Source organism: Tateyamaria omphalii (genome assembly GCF_001969365.1).
In the GTDB taxonomy this organism is placed as follows: Bacteria; Pseudomonadota; Alphaproteobacteria; order Rhodobacterales; family Rhodobacteraceae; genus Tateyamaria; species Tateyamaria omphalii_A.
The window spans coordinates 1,319,530-1,336,508 of record NZ_CP019312.1 but is presented as its reverse complement, the minus strand read 5'-3'; the positions used below and the strand labels follow the sequence as shown (position 1 = coordinate 1,336,508).

19 protein-coding genes and 2 tRNA genes are annotated in these 16,979 nt (G+C 64.1%); 11 read left to right on the top strand and 10 right to left on the bottom strand.

Translation table 11 applies throughout. From position 1 onward, the window contains the following. The first annotated feature begins 18 nt into the window (after positions 1-18). The 3 genes from BWR18_RS06655 to bmt all read left to right on the top strand — a co-directional run bounded on the left by BWR18_RS06655 (position 19) and on the right by bmt (position 3,429). Complete coding sequence (locus BWR18_RS06655) at positions 19-336, top strand: DUF1476 domain-containing protein (protein ID WP_076627250.1); 318 nt, start codon at positions 19-21, stop codon at positions 334-336. A 164-nt stretch (positions 337-500) separates the two neighbouring features. Next, positions 501-2,375 carry a phosphatidylglycerol lysyltransferase domain-containing protein gene (locus BWR18_RS06650; protein WP_083957656.1) on the top strand — a complete coding sequence of 625 codons (1,875 nt, stop codon included), beginning with the start codon at positions 501-503 and terminating at the stop codon, positions 2,373-2,375. Positions 2,376-2,412: 37 nt separating this feature from the next. Beyond that, complete coding sequence (gene bmt, locus BWR18_RS06645; RefSeq protein WP_076627248.1) at positions 2,413-3,429, top strand: betaine--homocysteine S-methyltransferase; 1,017 nt, start codon at positions 2,413-2,415, stop codon at positions 3,427-3,429. On the opposite strand, the gene BWR18_RS06640 is transcribed toward bmt, so the two are convergent. Together BWR18_RS06640 and BWR18_RS21600 are read right to left on the bottom strand one after the other, a co-directional pair. After that, positions 3,426-4,502, bottom strand: coding sequence for a PA0069 family radical SAM protein (locus BWR18_RS06640; protein WP_076627247.1), 1,077 nt, complete (start codon positions 4,500-4,502; stop codon positions 3,426-3,428). The two genes, bmt and BWR18_RS06640, sit on opposite strands and share 4 nt — an antisense overlap. Positions 4,503-4,511: 9 nt before the next feature. Next, a complete protein-coding gene (locus tag BWR18_RS21600) occupies positions 4,512-4,649 on the bottom strand; it encodes a hypothetical protein (protein WP_157598670.1) in 138 nt (45 codons plus the stop codon). 60 nt (positions 4,650-4,709) lie between these two features. On the opposite strand from BWR18_RS21600, the gene BWR18_RS06635 reads away from it, so the two are divergent. From BWR18_RS06635 to BWR18_RS06625, 3 genes are read left to right on the top strand one after another with little or no spacing between them, the layout of a single operon-like run. Continuing rightward, positions 4,710-5,411, top strand: coding sequence for a corrinoid protein (locus tag BWR18_RS06635; protein ID WP_076630170.1), 702 nt, complete (start codon positions 4,710-4,712; stop codon positions 5,409-5,411). Positions 5,412-5,441: 30 nt separating this feature from the next. Then, positions 5,442-5,987 carry a thioredoxin family protein gene (locus tag BWR18_RS06630; RefSeq protein ID WP_076627246.1) on the top strand — a complete coding sequence of 182 codons (546 nt, stop codon included), beginning with the start codon at positions 5,442-5,444 and terminating at the stop codon, positions 5,985-5,987. 26 nt (positions 5,988-6,013) lie between these two features. Further along, entirely contained in the window at positions 6,014-6,610 is a 597-nt protein-coding gene (locus tag BWR18_RS06625) for a DUF1638 domain-containing protein (RefSeq protein WP_076630169.1), read from the top strand. An 86-nt stretch (positions 6,611-6,696) separates the two neighbouring features. Here BWR18_RS06625 and BWR18_RS06620 read toward each other — a convergent pair whose 3' ends face one another. After that, entirely contained in the window at positions 6,697-7,101 is a 405-nt protein-coding gene (locus BWR18_RS06620; protein WP_076630168.1) for a SufE family protein, read from the bottom strand. Positions 7,102-7,238: 137 nt separating this feature from the next. Here BWR18_RS06620 and BWR18_RS06615 point away from each other — a divergent pair, with 137 nt between their 5' ends. Beyond that, on the top strand, positions 7,239-7,772 hold the full coding sequence (locus tag BWR18_RS06615) for a hypothetical protein (RefSeq protein ID WP_076630167.1): 534 nt from the start codon (positions 7,239-7,241) through the stop codon (positions 7,770-7,772). A 21-nt stretch (positions 7,773-7,793) separates the two neighbouring features. On the opposite strand, the gene rnd is transcribed toward BWR18_RS06615, so the two are convergent. From rnd to purM, 3 genes are all read right to left on the bottom strand, one after another. Continuing rightward, positions 7,794-8,954 (bottom strand): ribonuclease D, encoded by a 1,161-nt coding sequence (rnd, locus tag BWR18_RS06610; RefSeq protein ID WP_076627245.1) that lies wholly within the window; start codon positions 8,952-8,954, stop codon positions 7,794-7,796. Between the two features lie 66 nt (positions 8,955-9,020). Next, positions 9,021-9,611 (bottom strand): phosphoribosylglycinamide formyltransferase, encoded by a 591-nt coding sequence (gene purN / locus BWR18_RS06605; protein ID WP_076627244.1) that lies wholly within the window; start codon positions 9,609-9,611, stop codon positions 9,021-9,023. Beyond that, the gene (gene purM, locus BWR18_RS06600) at positions 9,608-10,654 is read right to left on the bottom strand and encodes a phosphoribosylformylglycinamidine cyclo-ligase (RefSeq protein WP_076627243.1); all 1,047 of its coding nucleotides are present in this window, start codon (positions 10,652-10,654) and stop codon (positions 9,608-9,610) included. Before purM ends, purN begins: the two co-directional genes overlap by 4 nt. A 115-nt stretch (positions 10,655-10,769) precedes the next feature. On the opposite strand from purM, the gene BWR18_RS06595 reads away from it, so the two are divergent. Further along, positions 10,770-10,846: transfer RNA gene (locus tag BWR18_RS06595), tRNA-Ile, on the top strand. A 15-nt stretch (positions 10,847-10,861) separates the two neighbouring features. On the opposite strand, the gene BWR18_RS06590 is transcribed toward BWR18_RS06595, so the two are convergent. Both BWR18_RS06590 and BWR18_RS06585 read right to left on the bottom strand, forming a co-directional pair. Further along, positions 10,862-11,308, bottom strand: coding sequence for a DUF4442 domain-containing protein (locus BWR18_RS06590; protein ID WP_076627242.1), 447 nt, complete (start codon positions 11,306-11,308; stop codon positions 10,862-10,864). Between the two features lie 77 nt (positions 11,309-11,385). After that, the gene (locus tag BWR18_RS06585) at positions 11,386-12,705 is read right to left on the bottom strand and encodes an ATP-binding protein (RefSeq protein ID WP_076627241.1); all 1,320 of its coding nucleotides are present in this window, start codon (positions 12,703-12,705) and stop codon (positions 11,386-11,388) included. A 42-nt stretch (positions 12,706-12,747) separates the two neighbouring features. On the opposite strand from BWR18_RS06585, the gene BWR18_RS06580 reads away from it, so the two are divergent. From BWR18_RS06580 to BWR18_RS06570, 3 genes are all read left to right on the top strand, one after another. Then, the gene (locus BWR18_RS06580) at positions 12,748-13,659 is read left to right on the top strand and encodes an MBL fold metallo-hydrolase (protein WP_076627240.1); all 912 of its coding nucleotides are present in this window, start codon (positions 12,748-12,750) and stop codon (positions 13,657-13,659) included. 80 nt (positions 13,660-13,739) lie between these two features. After that, positions 13,740-13,814 (top strand) — tRNA-Asn (locus BWR18_RS06575). Positions 13,815-13,966: 152 nt separating this feature from the next. Continuing rightward, a complete protein-coding gene (locus tag BWR18_RS06570) occupies positions 13,967-16,030 on the top strand; it encodes a hypothetical protein (protein WP_172839366.1) in 2,064 nt (687 codons plus the stop codon). Here the strand turns inward: BWR18_RS06570 and BWR18_RS06565 are convergent, their stop codons facing one another. Continuing rightward, a complete protein-coding gene (locus BWR18_RS06565) occupies positions 16,031-16,222 on the bottom strand; it encodes a hypothetical protein (RefSeq protein WP_076627238.1) in 192 nt (63 codons plus the stop codon). 89 nt (positions 16,223-16,311) lie between these two features. Continuing rightward, on the bottom strand, positions 16,312-16,602 hold the full coding sequence (locus BWR18_RS06560; RefSeq protein ID WP_076627237.1) for a hypothetical protein: 291 nt from the start codon (positions 16,600-16,602) through the stop codon (positions 16,312-16,314). Positions 16,603-16,979: the final 377 nt, after the last annotated feature.

The following is a 16,979-nucleotide window of genomic DNA, read 5'->3' as shown; positions in this document are numbered from 1 at the left end:
CCAATGAGGGGGGAGCCGATGAGCACCTTTGACGATCGCGAAAACGCATTTGAAAACAAGTTCGCCCATGACGCCGAAATGCAATTCAAGGCCGACGCCCGCCGCAACAAGCTCTTGGGCCTCTGGGCCGCAGAGCTGATGGGCAAGACGGGAGACGAGGCGGCGGAATATGCCCGGGAAGTGGTCAAATCCGACTTCGAGGAAGCGGGCGATGAGGATGTGTACCGCAAGGTGTCCGGCGATCTGGGCGCCAAGGCGGAAGAAGCGACAATTCGCGCGAAAATGGTTGAGCTGATGGCAGAAGCCAAAGCGCAGCTGATGAAAGAAATCGAATAACTGCGGTATGGTACCGTAAGACGTTAAAGTAAATCGGGCGCGCATCCTGCACGGTGCGCGCCCGTTTGAATTGTATTGTCTGCACGTCCTTCAGCCGCGTTAACACTTGACTTACCCAGACGCCCTAACTGTCTGTGCGGGCGTTTGGGACGGGGGTAACGCAAATGTATAGATCACGGGCCGTGGTCGTCTGGCGGGCGGCGCTGCGTATCAGCTTTCCGATCCTGATCCTGATCGGCTGCGCCACGCTTTTGGCCCGGCAGGTGCCCATGGATGTGGTCGCGACGCTGCCCCGCCAACTGGCCGACATCACGGCGTTGCAATGGACCCTGGCCGCGCTTTTGACCGCGGGCAGTTTCCTGGCCGTGGCGCAATATGACGTGCAGGCGCATCGGACATTGGGCACGGACGTGTCCGCGCGCCGCGGGCGGATCACCGGTGCCGTGGGCATCGCAATCGGGCAAACCGTCGGCTTCGGGCTGGTATCCGGCGCAGTGGCGCGCTGGCGCATGTTGCCCGAGATGGGCGCCGGACAGGCATTGAAATTGTCCACCTTTGTCTCGCTCAGCTTTGTGATCGCGTGGGCCTGCGTGACGGGTCTGATCTGCGCGCTTCTGCCTGCGCCGGCCTGGACGATGGCGCTGTCGCTGGCTGCGCTGATCCTGTTGCCTGTCGGTGCCGCGCTGCTTTTCTGGTGTCCGACGCTGCGGGTCGGCAAACACCGCATACCGTTGCCCAGCCTGCGGGTGTCGGGCGCGATCCTGTTCTGGGCGATGATCGACATGGTGCTGGCAGCGGCAGCGCTTTGGGTCCTGCTGCCGGCTGGCACCCTGAGCTTCCTGACCGTTCTGCCGCTGTTCATGGTGGCGCTTGGCTGCGGCTTGATGTCGAACACGCCGGGCGGCGTTGGCCCGTTCGAACTGGTGCTTGTCTCTGCGCTGCCCCTGGCCGCAGAGGCCGGTGTTCTTGCGGCCATTCTGGCCTTTCGCATCGTATATTATGCGGCACCCGCCTGCATTGCCATGGCTGCGATGTTGCGCCCTCTGCCCGCGCCGCACCGCAGTGTCGCCCATGCGTCTGACTGGCAGCGCATGCCGCGCAGTGAGGTGCAGGCCCTGCGGCAAAACGGCGGAAGAATCGAGACGGCAGGCTGCGCCCCCGCCCCGATCTGGCGGACGGCACAAACCGAGACGCTGTTCACCGATCCGCCGCGGCTGAGGAAGGACGCGCTGAAGGGCTTGAAGCAGGTCGCGGCGCGGCACGGGCGTGTGCCCGTCGTCTACAAATGCGGAGCGCGGTTGGCGCGCATGGCGCGGCAGGCAGGCTGGGCGGTGCTGCATATTGCCAATGACGCCATCGTCGATCTGGCCGATTACGACATTGCGAGCCCATCGCGCGGGCGGTTGCGCCGCAAGCTGCGCGCAGCCGACAGGGCCGGGATCATTGTGCGGTCGAACCTGTTGCCCGATCCGGATGCCGCAGCGCAACTGGATGCCGATTGGCAAGCGCGGTGCGGGATGGCCCGGGGCGGAAGCATGGGACGATATTGCCCCGATTACGTTTCAAGACAATGGGTTGTGAGCGCTTATTCAGGTAACATATTGGTCGCCTTTGCGACGTTCCACCGTGGTTCGCGCGATTGGTGCCTGGACATCATGCGCCACAGCGATGCCGCGCCCGATGGCACGATGCAGGCCCTTGTCCATCACGCATTGCAGGAGGCGCAGGCGATGGGTGTGACGCGAGTCAGCCTTGCCTCTGTCATTGCGTGCCCCGACCCGGCCCGTGCGGCGTGGCGGTGGGCGGCAGAGCGGGCCATGCTCCACGCCGGGGGCACGGGTTTGCGCCAGTTCAAGTCCGCCTTTGCACCGCGTTGGGTGCCGCGATATGCGGCGGCGCCAAGCTGGTTTGCGCTGGCGCTTGGGTTGGCGGACATCGCCCGAAGCGTTCGTGCGCCGGGTCCTTTGCCGGATGCGAATGCAAGCGCACCTCATCAAGAAGATGAGAATTATGAACTGGCCTCACCTTCAGCCGCGTGAGACACGAGAAAATCATCGCGCGCGAGAGGTTTTGACCATGTCCGATCCACTGACCACCCTTCTGGCTGAAAAAGGCACGCTGTTGGCCGATGGTGCCACCGGCACGAACCTGTTCGCCATGGGCTTGATGTCAGGCGATGCGCCGGAGCTGTGGAATGAGGAGGAGCCCGCCAAGGTGCGCGCCCTCTACAAGGGTGCTGTCGATGCAGGCAGCGATGTGTTCCTGACCAACTCATTCGGTGCAAACGCATCGCGGCTGAAGCTGCATGACGCGGGGCATCGGGCCTTTGAGTTGAGCAGGATCGCGGCCGAGATTGGCCGGGATGTGGCGGATGCGGCGGGTCGCCGGGTGTTGGTCGCCGGATCCGTTGGCCCGACCGGAGAGATCATGGAACCTGTGGGCGCTCTGACCCATGCCGATGCTGTCGAGATGTTTCACGAGACCGCCGCCGGGCTGAAGGCGGGTGGCGCCGATATCGGGTGGTTGGAGACAATCTCGGCGCCCGAGGAGTATACGGCGGCGGCAGAAGGGTTTGCCCTTGCCGGGTTGCCCTGGGTCGGAACAATGAGTTTCGACACGGCGGGGCGGACCATGATGGGTGTCACCAGCACTGATATGGTCGCTTTGGTGGCCGGTCTGGACTTTCCGCCCGTGGCCTTTGGCGCCAATTGCGGTACGGGGGCGTCTGATTTGCTGCGCACCGTCTTGGGCTTTGCCGCGACGGGCACCGAGTTGCCCATCGTGGCCAAGGGCAACGCGGGCATTCCCAAGTATCACGACGGCCATATCCACTATGACGGCACGCCGGAATTGATGGCCGATTATGCCGAGATGGCCCGCAATTGCGGGGCCAAGGTGATCGGTGGCTGTTGCGGCACAACGCCCGCGCATTTGGAGACGATGCGCGCCGCCCTCGATGAACGGCCCATTGGCCCTGCGCCCACGCTGGATCAGATCGTGGCGGCCCTGGGGGCGTTTTCGTCGGCCAGTGATGGTACGGGCGATGATGGCGGGCGGCCTGTCCGCAAGCGTCGCGGCCGGCGCGCCGCCTAGAACAGGCTGAGTTGTGCGCTGTCTTGTGCCGGGGGCCGGAAGAGGTCCGTGCGCATGGGCGGCGCGGTTTCCCGCAATCCGAGGCGTTTGAGCGCGATTTTGAAGCGATGTTGCACCAGTTCGGCATAGGCCCCCGTTCCCCGCATGCGGTGACCCCAGCGCGCGTCGTAGTCGCGCCCGCCATGCATGTCGCGCAGCTTGCTCATGACGCGGCCCGTCCGGTCGGGATTGTGCACGGCGAGCCATTCCTGCCAGAGCGGAGAGACCTCGCGCGGGAGCCGCAGCATGATCCAGCTGGCGGTGCGGGCCCCCGCCTGTTTGCCCGCGTCGAGGATCGCTTCCAGTTCCGGGTCGGTGAGCGCGGGCACCATGGGCGACGCCATTATGCGCACCGGTATGCCCGCCTCGGCCAGCCGCCGGATCATGGTAAGCCGGCGCTTGGGGTTGGGCGCCCGCGGCTCCATCCGGCGCGAGAGGTCTGGATCCAGCGTGGTGACAGAGATGCCCACCCGCGCCAGCCCGCGCCGCGCCATTCGGGCAAGGATGTCGATATCCCGCTCGATCAGCGTGCCCTTGGTCACGATGGCGACCGGGTGGTTGCAGGCCTCCAGCACCTCGAGGCAGGCGCGCATGATGCCGTGATCCCGCTCGATCGGCTGGTAGGGGTCGGTGTTCGTGCCGATCGCGATGGGCGCCGGTTTGTAGCTCTTGCGTGCCAGTTCGGCCCGCAGCACATCCGGCGCGTCGGGACGCGCCACCAGCTTTGTTTCGAAATCCAGCCCCGGCGACAGGCCAAGGTAGGCGTGACTGGGCCGTGCAAAGCAATAGACGCAGCCGTGTTCGCACCCGCGATAGGGGTTGATCGACCGGTCAAAGGGCAGATCGGGCGATCGGTTGTAGGTGATGAGGCTGCGGGGCCGTTCGACACTGACCTCCGTCCGCAGGGTGGGCAGATCGTCGTCCCGGTCCCAACCGTCGGCTTCGGCGTGCCGCGTCACAGGCTCGTAACGGCTGACCGCGTTGGTCACAGCACCGCGCGCCTTTGGTCGATGGCTTTGCAGGTCGGGTTTCATGGCGCGACACTAGAACACAACGGGAACATTGGCCAGTGCCCCGCCATGACCCAAGGTCTTTCCGGCATGCAACGGCACACAAAACAGCGCATCCGCGTCGCACCAGATGCGGGCCATGTCGCAATCCGGACAGTCCGGGTGCGACATTCTGAACGATATATTGGAAAATAGGCACCGGGTCCGGCACCCATGCAAAAGGATTGCACCATGTCCGAAGAAGACGACATCATCCTGTCCGAGCTGGATGACGAAGAGCTGGTCCAGCAGATGTTCGACGACCTGTACGATGGTCTCAAGGAAGAGATCGAAGAGGCGGTCAATATCCTGCTCGAACGGGGCTGGGCGCCCTATGACATCCTGACCAAGGCACTGGTGGGCGGCATGACCATCGTGGGCCATGACTTCCGCGACGGCATCCTGTTCGTGCCCGAGGTGCTGCTGGCCGCCAACGCGATGAAGGGCGGGATGTTCATCCTCAAACCCCTGCTGGCCGAGACCGGCGCACCGCGCGTGGGCAAGATGGTGATCGGCACGGTCAAGGGCGATATCCACGACATCGGCAAGAACCTCGTGTCGATGATGATGGAGGGCGCCGGGTTCGAAGTGGTCGATCTGGGTATCAACAATCCGGTCGAAAACTATCTCGACGCCATCGAGAAGGAAGGGCCGGACATCCTGGGCATGTCGGCGCTGCTCACGACCACGATGCCCTATATGAAAGTCGTGATCGACACGATGGTCGAACAGGGCATTCGCGATGACTATATCGTGCTGGTCGGTGGCGCACCGCTGAACGAAGAGTTCGGCAAAGCCATCGGCGCGGACGCCTATTGCCGAGACGCGGCCGTAGCGGTGGAAACGGCCAAGGAATTCGTGGCGCGCAAACACAATCAACTGGCGGCGGGATAACCCTGTCGCCCCCGACATCCGGAGGACGACATGCTGCTTGAAACGCCCGGTTGTGACTTTGGCGATGCTGCGCCGCCGTTCCGACTGCCCGACGCCCATGGACAGATGCACGATCTGAACGATCTTTTGGGGCGGAACGGCATCCTGGTGGCGTTCATCTGCAACCACTGCCCCTATGTCGTTGCCATCGCAGACCGGCTGGCAATGGACGCCAAGACCTTGCAGGCAGAGGGTATCGGCGTGGTTGCGATCAACGCCAACGACTACGTCGCCTACCCGGCCGATGCGCCGGACAGGATGCCGGGCTTTGCCGCAAAACACGGCTTCGATTTCCCCTATCTGATTGATGAGGACCAGTCTGTCGCCCGCGCCTATGGCGCCGTGTGCACGCCGGATTTCTTTGGCTTCAGCGCCGATGGCCTTCTGCAATATCGCGGACGGCTGGATGACGTGCGCATGGGCGATGCCAAGGACCGCACACCGGACCTGCTCAACGCCATGCGCCATATTGCAGAGACAGGGGTTGGCCCGCGCGATCAGACGCCGAGCATGGGCTGTTCAATCAAGTGGCGCTGACCGACGCGGCACTGACGGAAGAGGGCATGGCGGCGACGGGCGCAGGGCGCATCCTCCTCATCGCCTGCGGCGCCCTCGCGCGCGAGATTCTGGACCTCAAGGCCGCGAATGGCTGGGAGCACATGGACCTGACCTGTCTGCCGGCGAAACTCCACCTCTACCCGGATCAGATCACGCAAGCCGTGCGCGACAGCGTGACCAAACACAGCGATAGGTACGACACCATCTTTGTCGTCTATGCCGATTGCGGCACCGGCGGGCAGCTGCAAGCAGCCTGCGCGGACATGGGCGTCGAGATGATCGCAGGCCCACATTGCTACAGCTTTTTCGAAGGAAATGAACGCTTTGCAGCGCAAAGTGAAAGTGAAATCACCACCTTTTACCTCACCGACTTTCTGGTGCGCCAATTCGACGCCTTCGTGATCAAACCCATGGGCCTCGACCGGCACCCCGAACTGCGGGACATGTATTTCGGCAATTACGAAAAACTCGTCTACCAGGCGCAAACGGACAACCCCGACCTGACGGAAAAGGCACGCGCCGCCGCCGACCGGCTGGGCCTGACATTCGAGCGCCGCATTACCGGCTACGGCGACCTGCACAAGACACTCGCGCGCCTCTGATCGCTTCTTCTGACCAGAAATACCACGGGGTTTGGGGCAGCGCCCCAATCAGGAAAAATGAATCGCGTCGCGCAGCGCCCTTTGGATCAGGCAGCAGCCACCAGTTGAATACGCTCGATCATCGCACGCAGCCCGTTTGACCGCTGGGCGGACAGGTGATCATTGAGCCCCAGCCGGGCCATCTCTGCCCGCGCGTCGACGGCGCGCACCTCGGCCAATGACAGCCCATTATACAAGCGCCGCAGCACCGCAATCAGCCCCTTGACGATCATCGCATCGCTGTCACCGTCAAAGCGAAACACCCCGTTCTCGACCTGCGGGTGCAGCCAGACCTGGCTGGCGCAACCGTCCACCTTGGTCGCCGGCACCTTGAGCGCGTCCTCAAGCGGATCCATCGCCTTGCCCTGTTCGATGACATAGCGATAGCGGTCTTCCCAATCTTCCAGGAACTCGAAATCCTCGACAATCTCTTCGAAACTCGGCGTTGCCATCTGCGGCCCTCGGGTGTGATCGGTGTTGCCTGTCACCTAGGCCCCCGCACGCCAAAGGTCCAGTGCGGCAAAGGATGCTTTTCAAGTGCCGCCGCATCCGTTACCACACTTGCCAAAAGCAGAGACGCGAGCGGATGATGCCCAAGATCCTTCCAGCCCTTTTGGTGGCCACCCTGACCCTGTCGGCCTGCGCCACGGTTCGTGACAGCCGGGTGAACCCGTTCAACTGGTTTGGCGGCAGCCGGTCCGAACCCGTCCAGCCCGATCCGCGCGCCGCCACCAACCCCCTGATCCCCGAACAGACCCGCGTGGGCCTGTTTTCGAACCTGCGTGAGCAGGCGGACATCTATGTGGGCACCCCCATCGACCAGGTCACCGATCTGGTGATCGAGCGCGTGCCCGGCGGGGCCATCGTTCGCGCCACCGGGATTGTGGACGAAGACCGCGCCTATGACGTGCGTCTGACCACCGAAAGCGACGAAAACGTGCCGGTCGATGGGGTGCTGACTTATCAGATGCGCGCCATTCACACAGATCGCCCGACCCGCACGCTCAGCCAGCGCGTGCGCACGGTTACGGCGGCGCGCCGTCTGACCGATCAGGAGCTGGCCGAGATCCGTGTGATCCGGGTCGAAGGGCGGCGCAACGCGCAATCCACCACCCGCCGCTGATCCGCCCCGGTGCGGTCCCGGTCAGTCCAGCGGGATGATCTGAACGTCGGCGCCCTTGGCTGTCAGAGCCACCTGCCCGTCGCAGAGCCGCAGCGCATCCGTGCCGAACACTTCCGACCGCCACCCCTTGAGCGCGGGCACGTCCCGCACCCCTGCCGCCAGCGCGTCGAGGTCGGCGGCTGAGGCGATCAGCTTCGCCGCGACACCGGCGCTTTCCGTCTTGGCCTTGAGCAGGACCCGCAGCAGATCGGCAAGCGCGGGGTTCACCTGCAGCTTTTCACGCGATCGGTCGGGGCGCGGCATGGTGTCGGGGTCCATCTCGACCCCGCGTTTGACGGCAGCGAGGATCCCATCGGCAATGTCGCCCTTGCGCGCTTCGCGCAACAGCAGGCGTGAGCGGCCCAGGTCTTCGTAGCTTTTGGGTTTGTTGCTGGCCAGTTCCACCAGCGCGTCGTCCTTGAACACCCGGTTGCGCGGCACGTTCCGGGACTGCGCATGTGCCTCGCGGAACGCGGCCAGTTCCTTGACCACGGCCAGAAAGCGGGCGGAATTGGTGCGCGTCTTGACCCGTTTCCAGGCGTGTTCGGGGTCGATGATGTAGGTGTCGGGGCTGAGCAGGATCTGCAACTCTTCGGACACCCAGCGCGCGCGCCCGCTGTCGGCCAGCTTGGCGGCCAGGAATTCATAGATCTGGCGCAAATGGGTCACGTCCGCGATGGCATAGGTTTTCTGCGCGTCCGTCAACGGCCTGCGTGACCAGTCGGTAAAGCGCGATGTCTTGTCCAGCGGCTGCTTGGCAATCTTGCGCACGAGGGTCTCATAGCCCACCTGCTCGCCAAATCCGCAGACCATGGCGGCGACCTGGGTGTCAAAAAGCGGCTCGGGAAAGACCTGGGCATCGACATAGAAGATCTCGAGGTCCTGGCGCGCGGCGTGGAACACCTTGACCACCGATGTGTCGCGGAAAAGCGCGTAGAGCGGCTCAAGCGACAGGCCCTTGGCCAGCGGGTCGACCAACACGGCGGTGTCGTCCTCCGTGCCGGGCATCGCAAGCTGCACAAGGCAGAGTTTGGAGTAATAGGTGCGTTCGCGCAGGAATTCAGTGTCGACAGTCACATACGGGTGGGCGCGGGCCCGGGTACAGAATTCGGCCAGCGCGTCCGTTGTCGTGATGGTTCTCATATGCGGTTCTTTTTGTTGCTTTTCACCGTCTGGTTGTTTGGTCCTACACCAACTCGCGAGCGGTGGCTAGAGCATCAGGGGCGCGCGGTCTCCGGCGGCATAGCGGCGCAGCACAGCCGGGTACAATCTGTGTTCCTGCACCAGAACACGCGCCGCGAGGTCGTCGGGCGTGTCACCCGCATGGATGGGCACCCGCACCTGGCCCAGCACCGGGCCGTCATCCAGTTCGGGCGTGACAAGGTGAACGGTGCAACCATGTTCCGTATCGCCCGCCTCAAGCGCGCGCGCGTGGGTGTGCAAGCCGCGATACTTGGGCAGCAACGACGGGTGGATGTTGAGCATCCGGTCGCGCCAGTGCGTCACGAACCCGGCCGTGAGCACGCGCATGAACCCCGCAAGGCAGATGAGGTCCAGGTCGTGGGGCGCAAGCGCTTCGGTGATCGCGGCCTCGAACGCCGCACGATCGCGGCCGAAGGGGTAGTGGTCGACCACGACAGTGGCAAGACCCGCATCCTGCGCCCAGGTAATGCCGCGCGCGTGCGGATTGTTGGACACCACCACCACCGGTTCGGCCGGATGATCGCGACCCATATCCTCGACCAGCGCCCGCATGTTCGAGCCGCCGCCCGACACGAAAATCCCGACGCGTTTTTTCAAAGAAGCGATCCGGTATAGGTAACGCCCTGCCCCGTGCCAACCGTGCCGATGCGCGTGACGCGCTGGCCCTCGGCTTCGAGCGCCCGGGTCACGGTGGCTTCGGACGCATGGTCCACAACCACGACCATGCCGATCCCTGCGTTGAAGGTCTTGAGCATCTCGGCCTGATCCATCCCGCCTTGGGCCGCCAGCCACTGGAAAACGGGGGGCAGCGTCCATGTGTCCAGATCAACCGCCACGGCCAGCCCCTCGGGCAGCACGCGCGGCAGGTTCTCGGTCAAGCCACCGCCGGTGATATGCGCGAACCCGTGCACGCCACCCGCCTTGATCGCGGCCAGCGCCGCCTTGACATAGAGCCGCGTGGGCGTCAGCAGGGCCGCGCCCAGCGTCCCCTCACCCCAAGGGCAGGCATCGTCCCAGCCCAGGCCAGAGGTGTGGACAATCTTGCGCACCAGCGAATAGCCATTGGAATGCACCCCGTCCGATGCAAGGCCCAGCAGCACATCGCCCTCGGCCACGTCAGCGGGCAGCGCCGTGCCCCGCTCCATCGCGCCCACGGAAAAGCCCGCAAGGTCGAAATCACCCGCCGGGTACATGCCCGGCATCTCTGCCGTCTCACCCCCGATCAGGGCGCAGCCAGACGCCTCACAGCCCCGCGCGATCCCTTCGATGATGCGCGCGGCCTGGTCCAGTTCCAGCTTGCCGGTGGCGAAATAGTCGAGGAAAAACAGCGGCTCCGCCCCTTGGCAGACCAGATCATTCACGCACATGGCCACCAGATCGACGCCCACACCGTCCACATTGCCGGTGTCGATCGCGATGCGCAGCTTGGTGCCGACCCCGTCGGTGGCCGCCACCAGAACCGGGTCGACAAAGCCCGCAGCCTTGAGGTCAAAAAGCCCACCAAAGCCGCCCAGACCCGAGGCGACGCCGGGCCGTTTCGTGGCCGCTGCGGCCGGTTTGATGCGGTCCACCAGCGCGTTGCCGGCGTCGATATCCACGCCCGCCTCGGCATATGTCATCCCGTTCTTGCCCTGCGCCATTGCTGTCCCCGATCTGCCCCTGTCCGCTGGTTGCGCATCTGCTAGACGAACAGGCGCGTGGGTGCAACGGACGTCTTGACGCCACGCTGCGTGCCGCATACCCATCGGGCATGGCGGGCCTGTAGCTCAATTGGTTAGAGCAGAGCGCTCATAACGCTTTGGTTGCGGGTTCAAGTCCTGCCGGGCCTACCACATTCGCCGAAGACCCTACGCCTTGCGCACATGCCAGCCGACGGTCATCGTCACCACCGTATCACCCTCCGCATCGCGAATATCGACATTGATGTCGAAGGCGGTCTTGCCGACCTCTTGCAGTTCCTTGACCAGGTCGGACCCGGGCCGTTCGGTTTTGGCGTGCGCCTCAAGCCGCCCCTTGGCAATCTTGACGTAGGAAATCTGCGCACCCGAGGCCACGGGCCGGGCCTGAAAGATCATCGGACCGAACGCACCCGCAAGGGCTGCGCCCGACGCCGCCTCACCCAGCGTGAACATGGCCCCCGCGTGCTGGGTCTGGATATGGTTCGACGTCTCCGGCCGCTGGTCAAGCGCCGCGACGCCCAGCCCGTCGCCCACCTCGATCAGGTCGATCCCCACGTGATTGGCAAAGGGCACCGCCTTGCCCAGCTGGTCGCGGATCATGTCATAGGGGGTCATGTGGGGCGCTCCTGTTTCTGTGTCGCCGCCAGTAAGTCCCGGTTTGGCCCATGCGGCAAGCGTGCCGCTGCGGCAGGTCAGCGGGCAATCACGATGTCGGCGCGCAGCCCACGCAGGGCGCTGCTGCGCCCCAGCCTGAGCGTGCCGCCATGACCCCGCGCGATGTCTGTCGCGATGGCAAGGCCAAGGCCCACCCCCGATCCCTTGTCCTGATTGCGCGCCAGGTCCAGCCGGGTAAAGGGGCGTTGGGCGTCGGCGCGCTGATCCTCGGGAATACCGGGGCCGTCATCTTCAACCCGAAAGCGCAGGGACTTGTCGGTGATCCGCACAGAGACTTCGGCCCGCCCGCCGTAGCGGACCGCGTTGGACACCAGATTGTCCAGCGCGCGGCGCATGGCCAGCGGGCGCAGGCGCACGGTGCCCTGCCCTTCGACCTCTTTCAATGTCACAGGTTGGCCTGCGCGCTGTGCGTCCTCGACCACCGTGGTGGCCAGCGCGATGGGGTCGGTGCGCTCGGGCTCGCCCTCACCGTCCCCCTTGGCAAAGTCGAGGAAGGCGTCGATCATCCCCTGCATGTCGTCGACATCCTGTTCAAGCGCCTTGCGCTCGTCATCATCCAGCATCGACAGCGACAGCCGCATCCGGGTCAGCGGCGTGCGCAGGTCGTGGCTGACCCCCGACAGCATCAGCGTGCGTGTTTCGATCTGCCGCTCGATCCGGTTGCGCATGTCGACAAAGGCGGTGCCGGCGGCCCTCAGTTCCGTCGCGCCGCCGGGTGTGTAGGGCATGTTGCGCCCCCGCCCGAACGCCTCTGCCGCGCGCGCGAGCCGCCGGATGGGCCGCAGCTGGTTGCGCAGGTAGATGAAGGACACCATCGTCGTCAGGACCGAAAAGAACACCATGTAGACAAGCAACTGGTGCGGGTTGCGGGCCGAAATGCGCCGCCGGTCAAAGGTGATGGCCACCGGGCCTGCGTCGGACGCGACCGCCAGCCGAACCGTCGCGCCGCCTGTCAGGTCAAAGGACCGGATGTCAGGCACCTGTTCGCTCAGGCGGCGGATCACGACCAGGCCCGAAAAATCGTCCCAGTCCCGCCTGTTGGGCGCGTCCAGGTCACTGGCGGGAATGCGCTCCACACCCATGTCGAGCGGATCGGCCACATCGGCCACGGCAAACTGCAGGTCAGCGTCCGCAGGCAGGTCGGCCAGCTCTTGCAGGACAAGCCTGATCTCACGCTCGACCGTGTCGGCCATCTGCACGGTCACGCCCTCAAAATGGCGCTGCGCAAAAAGGACGGACACCACGATCTGCACCACCACCACCGGCAACAGCAGGATCAGCGCCGCCCGCGCGTAGATGCCGCGCGGCATATAGTGTTTGAGCCAGGCAAAGGACATGGGCTAGACCCTATCGGGCCGGGAACGGGGACGAAAGACGCCATGCAGCCGCCAGATGATTTTGATCCGCCCATCGGTGTCGCCGAGGTGCTGGAGCCGGGCCTGCGCCGCATCCTGGCCCCGAACCCGTCGCCGATGACCTATCGTGGCACGAACACCTATCTGGTGGGCGACACGGCCCTTGCCGTGGTCGATCCGGGGCCGGACAGCGCGGCGCATCTGAACGCACTCCTCGGCGCGGTTGGACCCGGCCAGCGCGTCTCGCACATCATCGTTACGCACAGCCATCTCGACCATTCCCCCCTCGCCTACCCGTTGGCGCAGGCAACCGGTGCGCCTGTGCTGGCCTTTGGCGGGCCCACAGCCGGGCGCAGTGCGGTCATGCAGCGCCTCGCGGATTCAGGGCTTTCGGGCGGTGGGGAGGGCATTGATACAGGGTTCGCCCCCGATCAACAAGTCGCGGATGGCGATGTGATCACAGGCGCCGGATGGCGACTGGAGGTCATCCACACTCCCGGTCATCTGGGCAACCATATCAGCCTTGGGTTTGGCGACGCCTGCCTGACAGCGGACCACGTGATGGGCTGGGCCAGTTCGCTCGTGTCCCCGCCGGACGGCGACCTGACGGCTTTCATGGCCTCCTGCACAAAGCTCATGCAGCGGGACTGGCGGGTGTTCTACCCCGGCCACGGCGCGCCCATTGCCGATCCGCACGCGCGGCTGCGATGGCTGGTGGATCACCGGATGACACGCGAAGCGGCCATCCTCGGCGCCCTTGACGCGGGTCCGGCAACGGCCGACCAGATCGCCCGCATCGTCTATACCGACACGCCGCCCGCGCTGCTGCCCGCCGCCATGCGTAACGTCCTTGCCCATCTCATTGATCTGATGGGGAAATCCCGTGTCCAACCGCTTGATCCCCTGAACGGAGACACCCGGTTCGCCCGCCTCTGACCGGCCCGCAATTTTTTCCGCTCCGCCGCGTAAATCCCTCTGGACGACCTGAATCGCCCTTGCTATACGGCGCAAACCGTTCCGGCGTAGCTCAGCGGTAGAGCAGTTGACTGTTAATCAATTGGTCGTAGGTTCGATCCCTACCGCCGGAGCCAATTTCCCCTCAAGATACTGAAAACGTATAATTTTCGGATTTACCTCCGGCGGTTTTCGCCCGGTTTAGCGTTCCGGTGGCACACAGATGTCACACGGCGCGCACTTCGGGCGCACAAGGTCGGGCTCGGGTGTCCTCCAGACGGAGGGCGTCATGCCATCTCATAGCTACCTTTACCAAAGCGGTCGCCACTTCCATTTCCGGCGGCGTATTCCGGGGTTATCCACATCTATCGGCCCAGTGCGCATCGCCTTGGGGACGACAGACCCAAAAACGGCGCATACGTGGCTCAGAACACTGATAACAGAGTTCGACGCCGTGCTGGACGACTTCATCTTCATCATCGACCCGCTCCCCGAGGAGGTGATCGCGCACTACATGCGAGCGCGTCTGCTGGACACCATCAACCGCGTCAGGCGCAGCCAGCGAATGGAAGCGTACGCGGGGCGGAGAAAGGCATCGCACGCAACAACGCCCGTTCAGCGGGTCGTCTTGGAGGCCCTGCTAATCGATGGGTTGAACACGGCTTTTCCGCCTGTGCGTCTCGATGCGTCCTGGTCCGTAGAAGACGTCGAGGCGGCCGTTTCGCTTCATGCGCATGAGGCGTCGGCGTTGAAGTCGTCTGAGATGCGTCGGAAGCTCTTTGCGGAGTTCGAGGCCGTGACCGGCGCGAAGCCCGGCTCCCGTGAGCATGAATGCCAGATTATCGAGGCCTATCTGCATGCACGGTTGGCGGCCCTCGGAGCCCACGAAGATGCCGCGAAGTTGCGCGTCAACGCTTTTTCGGAACAGGCAAGGAAACTCGTGGAAGGCAGCGCGATTGCGCCATGGACCACCACGGAACCGGTCGCGCCTGCAGGACCACCAGCGCCGGCGGAATTTTCAGCGACGCAGACCATCGCGGTTCCTTCCATCGAAAGATCCTCATCTTCGACCGAGCAAGCCGCATCGCCCCCGTCCCGCGCAGCGTTCACCGAAGGTGTGGGCGAAGTTTCCGGAACCCTGACGAATGACGCGTTGTGTTTGCAGCAGGAGCAGGCAAAGGCCGTCGCCTCGAGCCATGAACCAGTGTCAGACGGCGCCGACATCGCGAGCGTGTTCTGGCGCATGGCCCTCACGGAAGGCTTTTCACCCGAGACGATCGCGCAGCGCGCCACGAGCGTCAGGCTCTTCTGCCTCATATCCGGAGTGCAGCGGGTAGACGAGATCCGACAGCACCACCTGTCCGGGTTCCGGGATGTCCTGACGCGTTTTCCGACGAACTTCATGAAATCCGCATCAGACGGCCAGAAATCGATCGAAGAGATCATGCAGCAAGCACGGCTCCTTCCCAAGGACAGGCAGGGCCTCGGGGTCACGACACGGCAGAGGCACGTCAAGTCGATCGAACTGCTCCTTGAGCGCGCGGCGTCGGAGGGACATCCGCAGGATGGCGACCTGAACGTCAAGAAAATTAAGCCAAAGGCCAAGGGAAAGGGATCCCGGCACAATCAGCGATCAGTGTTTACCCTGCCAGAGTTGACCACGGTGTTCGGACACAGCCTCTGGCAGGGCGCACGGAGCAAGGGTGACCGTCACAAGCCCGGTACGGTGATCGTGAAAGATTCGCGGTATTGGATTCCGCTCATCCTCGCCTACACCGGCGCCCGCCGCGCGGAAATCGCAGGGCTCGAGGCGACAGATGTGCAGGAGATCGAGAGACACGCATGCATCGTCATTCAGGCAAACAAGTACCGGGGCCTGAAGGGGGAGGAACAGGGCGAGACGGATCCTCGGTACAAGAAGACCCGTGTCGTTCCGATCCACCCGCACCTGATCGAGCTTGGCCTGCTGGACCATGCAAGCGATATGCAGCGTCGCGGCCACGGTCTCTTGTTCCCGGATGTCGTTCCAAAACCGCAAAAGGGATCGGCCCGGGCGGATGTCCCTGACCCCGCATTGATGGTCAAGAAGTTCGGAGCCAGCATCGACCATATGTGGAGCACGTCGCTAAAGCGCAGACTGGACGGAAATCCGAGGAAGCTCTGCATGCATTCAATGCGGCACTACGTGAACGATTTCTTCCTGTTCAACTCTGACGTCCTCGGCGCAACGCGTTTCGATCTCGTCGGCCACGTGAAATCGGAAACCGAGGACGTGAACACCGCCGTCTATCGCGGAGAAGCCCCGATGAGACTGAAGGTCGCCGCGATCGAGCAGCTGCCCCGGCTCTTCTGATCAGAAGGGTTCGGGAGAGTCTTCGGCTTTCAGTTCCGATTCAGGCGATCGGCTTTCCCTGAAGATGCGGGATCCCGTCGCCTCCCCCAAGGTCTGGATGAACGTCTTCCACTCGTCTCCGGTCTGGCCCGCTCCATCGACGATCTCGCAGGCGATCAGATCGACGGCGGCCCGGGCGTCATCCGGTCCCATGATCAGGATGATCGATCCGCTGGCGGCGAAGCGATGACGGACGGGGAGCCCCTCTTTCCGGGCGGACCGGTAGAGCGCGGCAACCCAATCTACTCGCGTTCGGGAACGCCTTTCAGGAATGCGATATCGGTCCGCATCTCCTCGAGTTTCTCGCTGAGACGGTCCATCTTGTCCGCCAGCCGGGTGAAGGCGTCCGTCTGCTGCGAGAGCCTTTCCTCCACGTCGATCAGGAGACCGATCAGCCGTTCGGCGAATTCGACCGTCACGTCCGTCTCCTCCGAGTCCAGGAGCTGCAGGAGCGGGTGGAGCTTCCGCACGTCCTCCCGCGTGGTGTCGATCTTGCGATGTGTCAGGTCGTGCTCGCTGATCATTTTGGGCATCGGATGTTCCTTCGGGTTGATTTATGAGGTTCGGAGTGTTTCGGAGCAGATCGGCGACCCGACGCAGCAGAATTGCTATGCCGAGCAGTCTCAATCGGGCGGCGAGCGCGAACCGCCGCAGGATCATGCGGGACGAGAAGGCAACCCCGGCATCCCGCGGGTTCACCCCCTTGCTGGTCAGGAGATTGGTCGGGACCAGCAACCCGGGCCGATCGGGCGATGGTTCGACGCGCCAGGGAGAACTCCGGCCACTCAACGCGTCGTTCAGTTCGCCCATGGTCGTCGGACGGGCCGCCTTGATCGCAGCGTTGAGGTCGGAGGCGAACCAGGCGGCCTGTCCTGCGTTCCTACGAGCGCGCCTGGCGATCGGCGGCGCA

Bases quoted from the DNA above. Each gene is read 5' to 3' on its own strand.
- BWR18_RS06655 (WP_076627250.1), top strand. From the start codon at position 19: ATGAGCACCTTTGACGATCGCGAAAACGCATTTGAAAACAAGTTCGCC.
- BWR18_RS06650 (WP_083957656.1), top strand. From the start codon at position 501: ATGTATAGATCACGGGCCGTGGTCGTCTGGCGGGCGGCGCTGCGTATC.
- bmt (WP_076627248.1), top strand. From the start codon at position 2,413: ATGTCCGATCCACTGACCACCCTTCTGGCTGAAAAAGGCACGCTGTTG.
- BWR18_RS06640 (WP_076627247.1), bottom strand. From the start codon at position 4,502: ATGAAACCCGACCTGCAAAGCCATCGACCAAAGGCGCGCGGTGCTGTG.
- BWR18_RS21600 (WP_157598670.1), bottom strand. From the start codon at position 4,649: ATGTCGCACCCGGACTGTCCGGATTGCGACATGGCCCGCATCTGGTGC.
- BWR18_RS06635 (WP_076630170.1), top strand. From the start codon at position 4,710: ATGTCCGAAGAAGACGACATCATCCTGTCCGAGCTGGATGACGAAGAG.
- BWR18_RS06630 (WP_076627246.1), top strand. From the start codon at position 5,442: ATGCTGCTTGAAACGCCCGGTTGTGACTTTGGCGATGCTGCGCCGCCG.
- BWR18_RS06625 (WP_076630169.1), top strand. From the start codon at position 6,014: ATGGCGGCGACGGGCGCAGGGCGCATCCTCCTCATCGCCTGCGGCGCC.
- BWR18_RS06620 (WP_076630168.1), bottom strand. From the start codon at position 7,101: ATGGCAACGCCGAGTTTCGAAGAGATTGTCGAGGATTTCGAGTTCCTG.
- BWR18_RS06615 (WP_076630167.1), top strand. From the start codon at position 7,239: ATGCCCAAGATCCTTCCAGCCCTTTTGGTGGCCACCCTGACCCTGTCG.
- rnd (WP_076627245.1), bottom strand. From the start codon at position 8,954: ATGAGAACCATCACGACAACGGACGCGCTGGCCGAATTCTGTACCCGG.
- purM (WP_076627243.1), bottom strand. From the start codon at position 10,654: ATGGCGCAGGGCAAGAACGGGATGACATATGCCGAGGCGGGCGTGGAT.
- BWR18_RS06590 (WP_076627242.1), bottom strand. From the start codon at position 11,308: ATGACCCCCTATGACATGATCCGCGACCAGCTGGGCAAGGCGGTGCCC.
- BWR18_RS06585 (WP_076627241.1), bottom strand. From the start codon at position 12,705: ATGTCCTTTGCCTGGCTCAAACACTATATGCCGCGCGGCATCTACGCG.
- BWR18_RS06580 (WP_076627240.1), top strand. From the start codon at position 12,748: ATGCAGCCGCCAGATGATTTTGATCCGCCCATCGGTGTCGCCGAGGTG.
- BWR18_RS06570 (WP_172839366.1), top strand. From the start codon at position 13,967: ATGCCATCTCATAGCTACCTTTACCAAAGCGGTCGCCACTTCCATTTC.
- BWR18_RS06565 (WP_076627238.1), bottom strand. From the start codon at position 16,222: ATGGGACCGGATGACGCCCGGGCCGCCGTCGATCTGATCGCCTGCGAG.
- BWR18_RS06560 (WP_076627237.1), bottom strand. From the start codon at position 16,602: ATGCCCAAAATGATCAGCGAGCACGACCTGACACATCGCAAGATCGAC.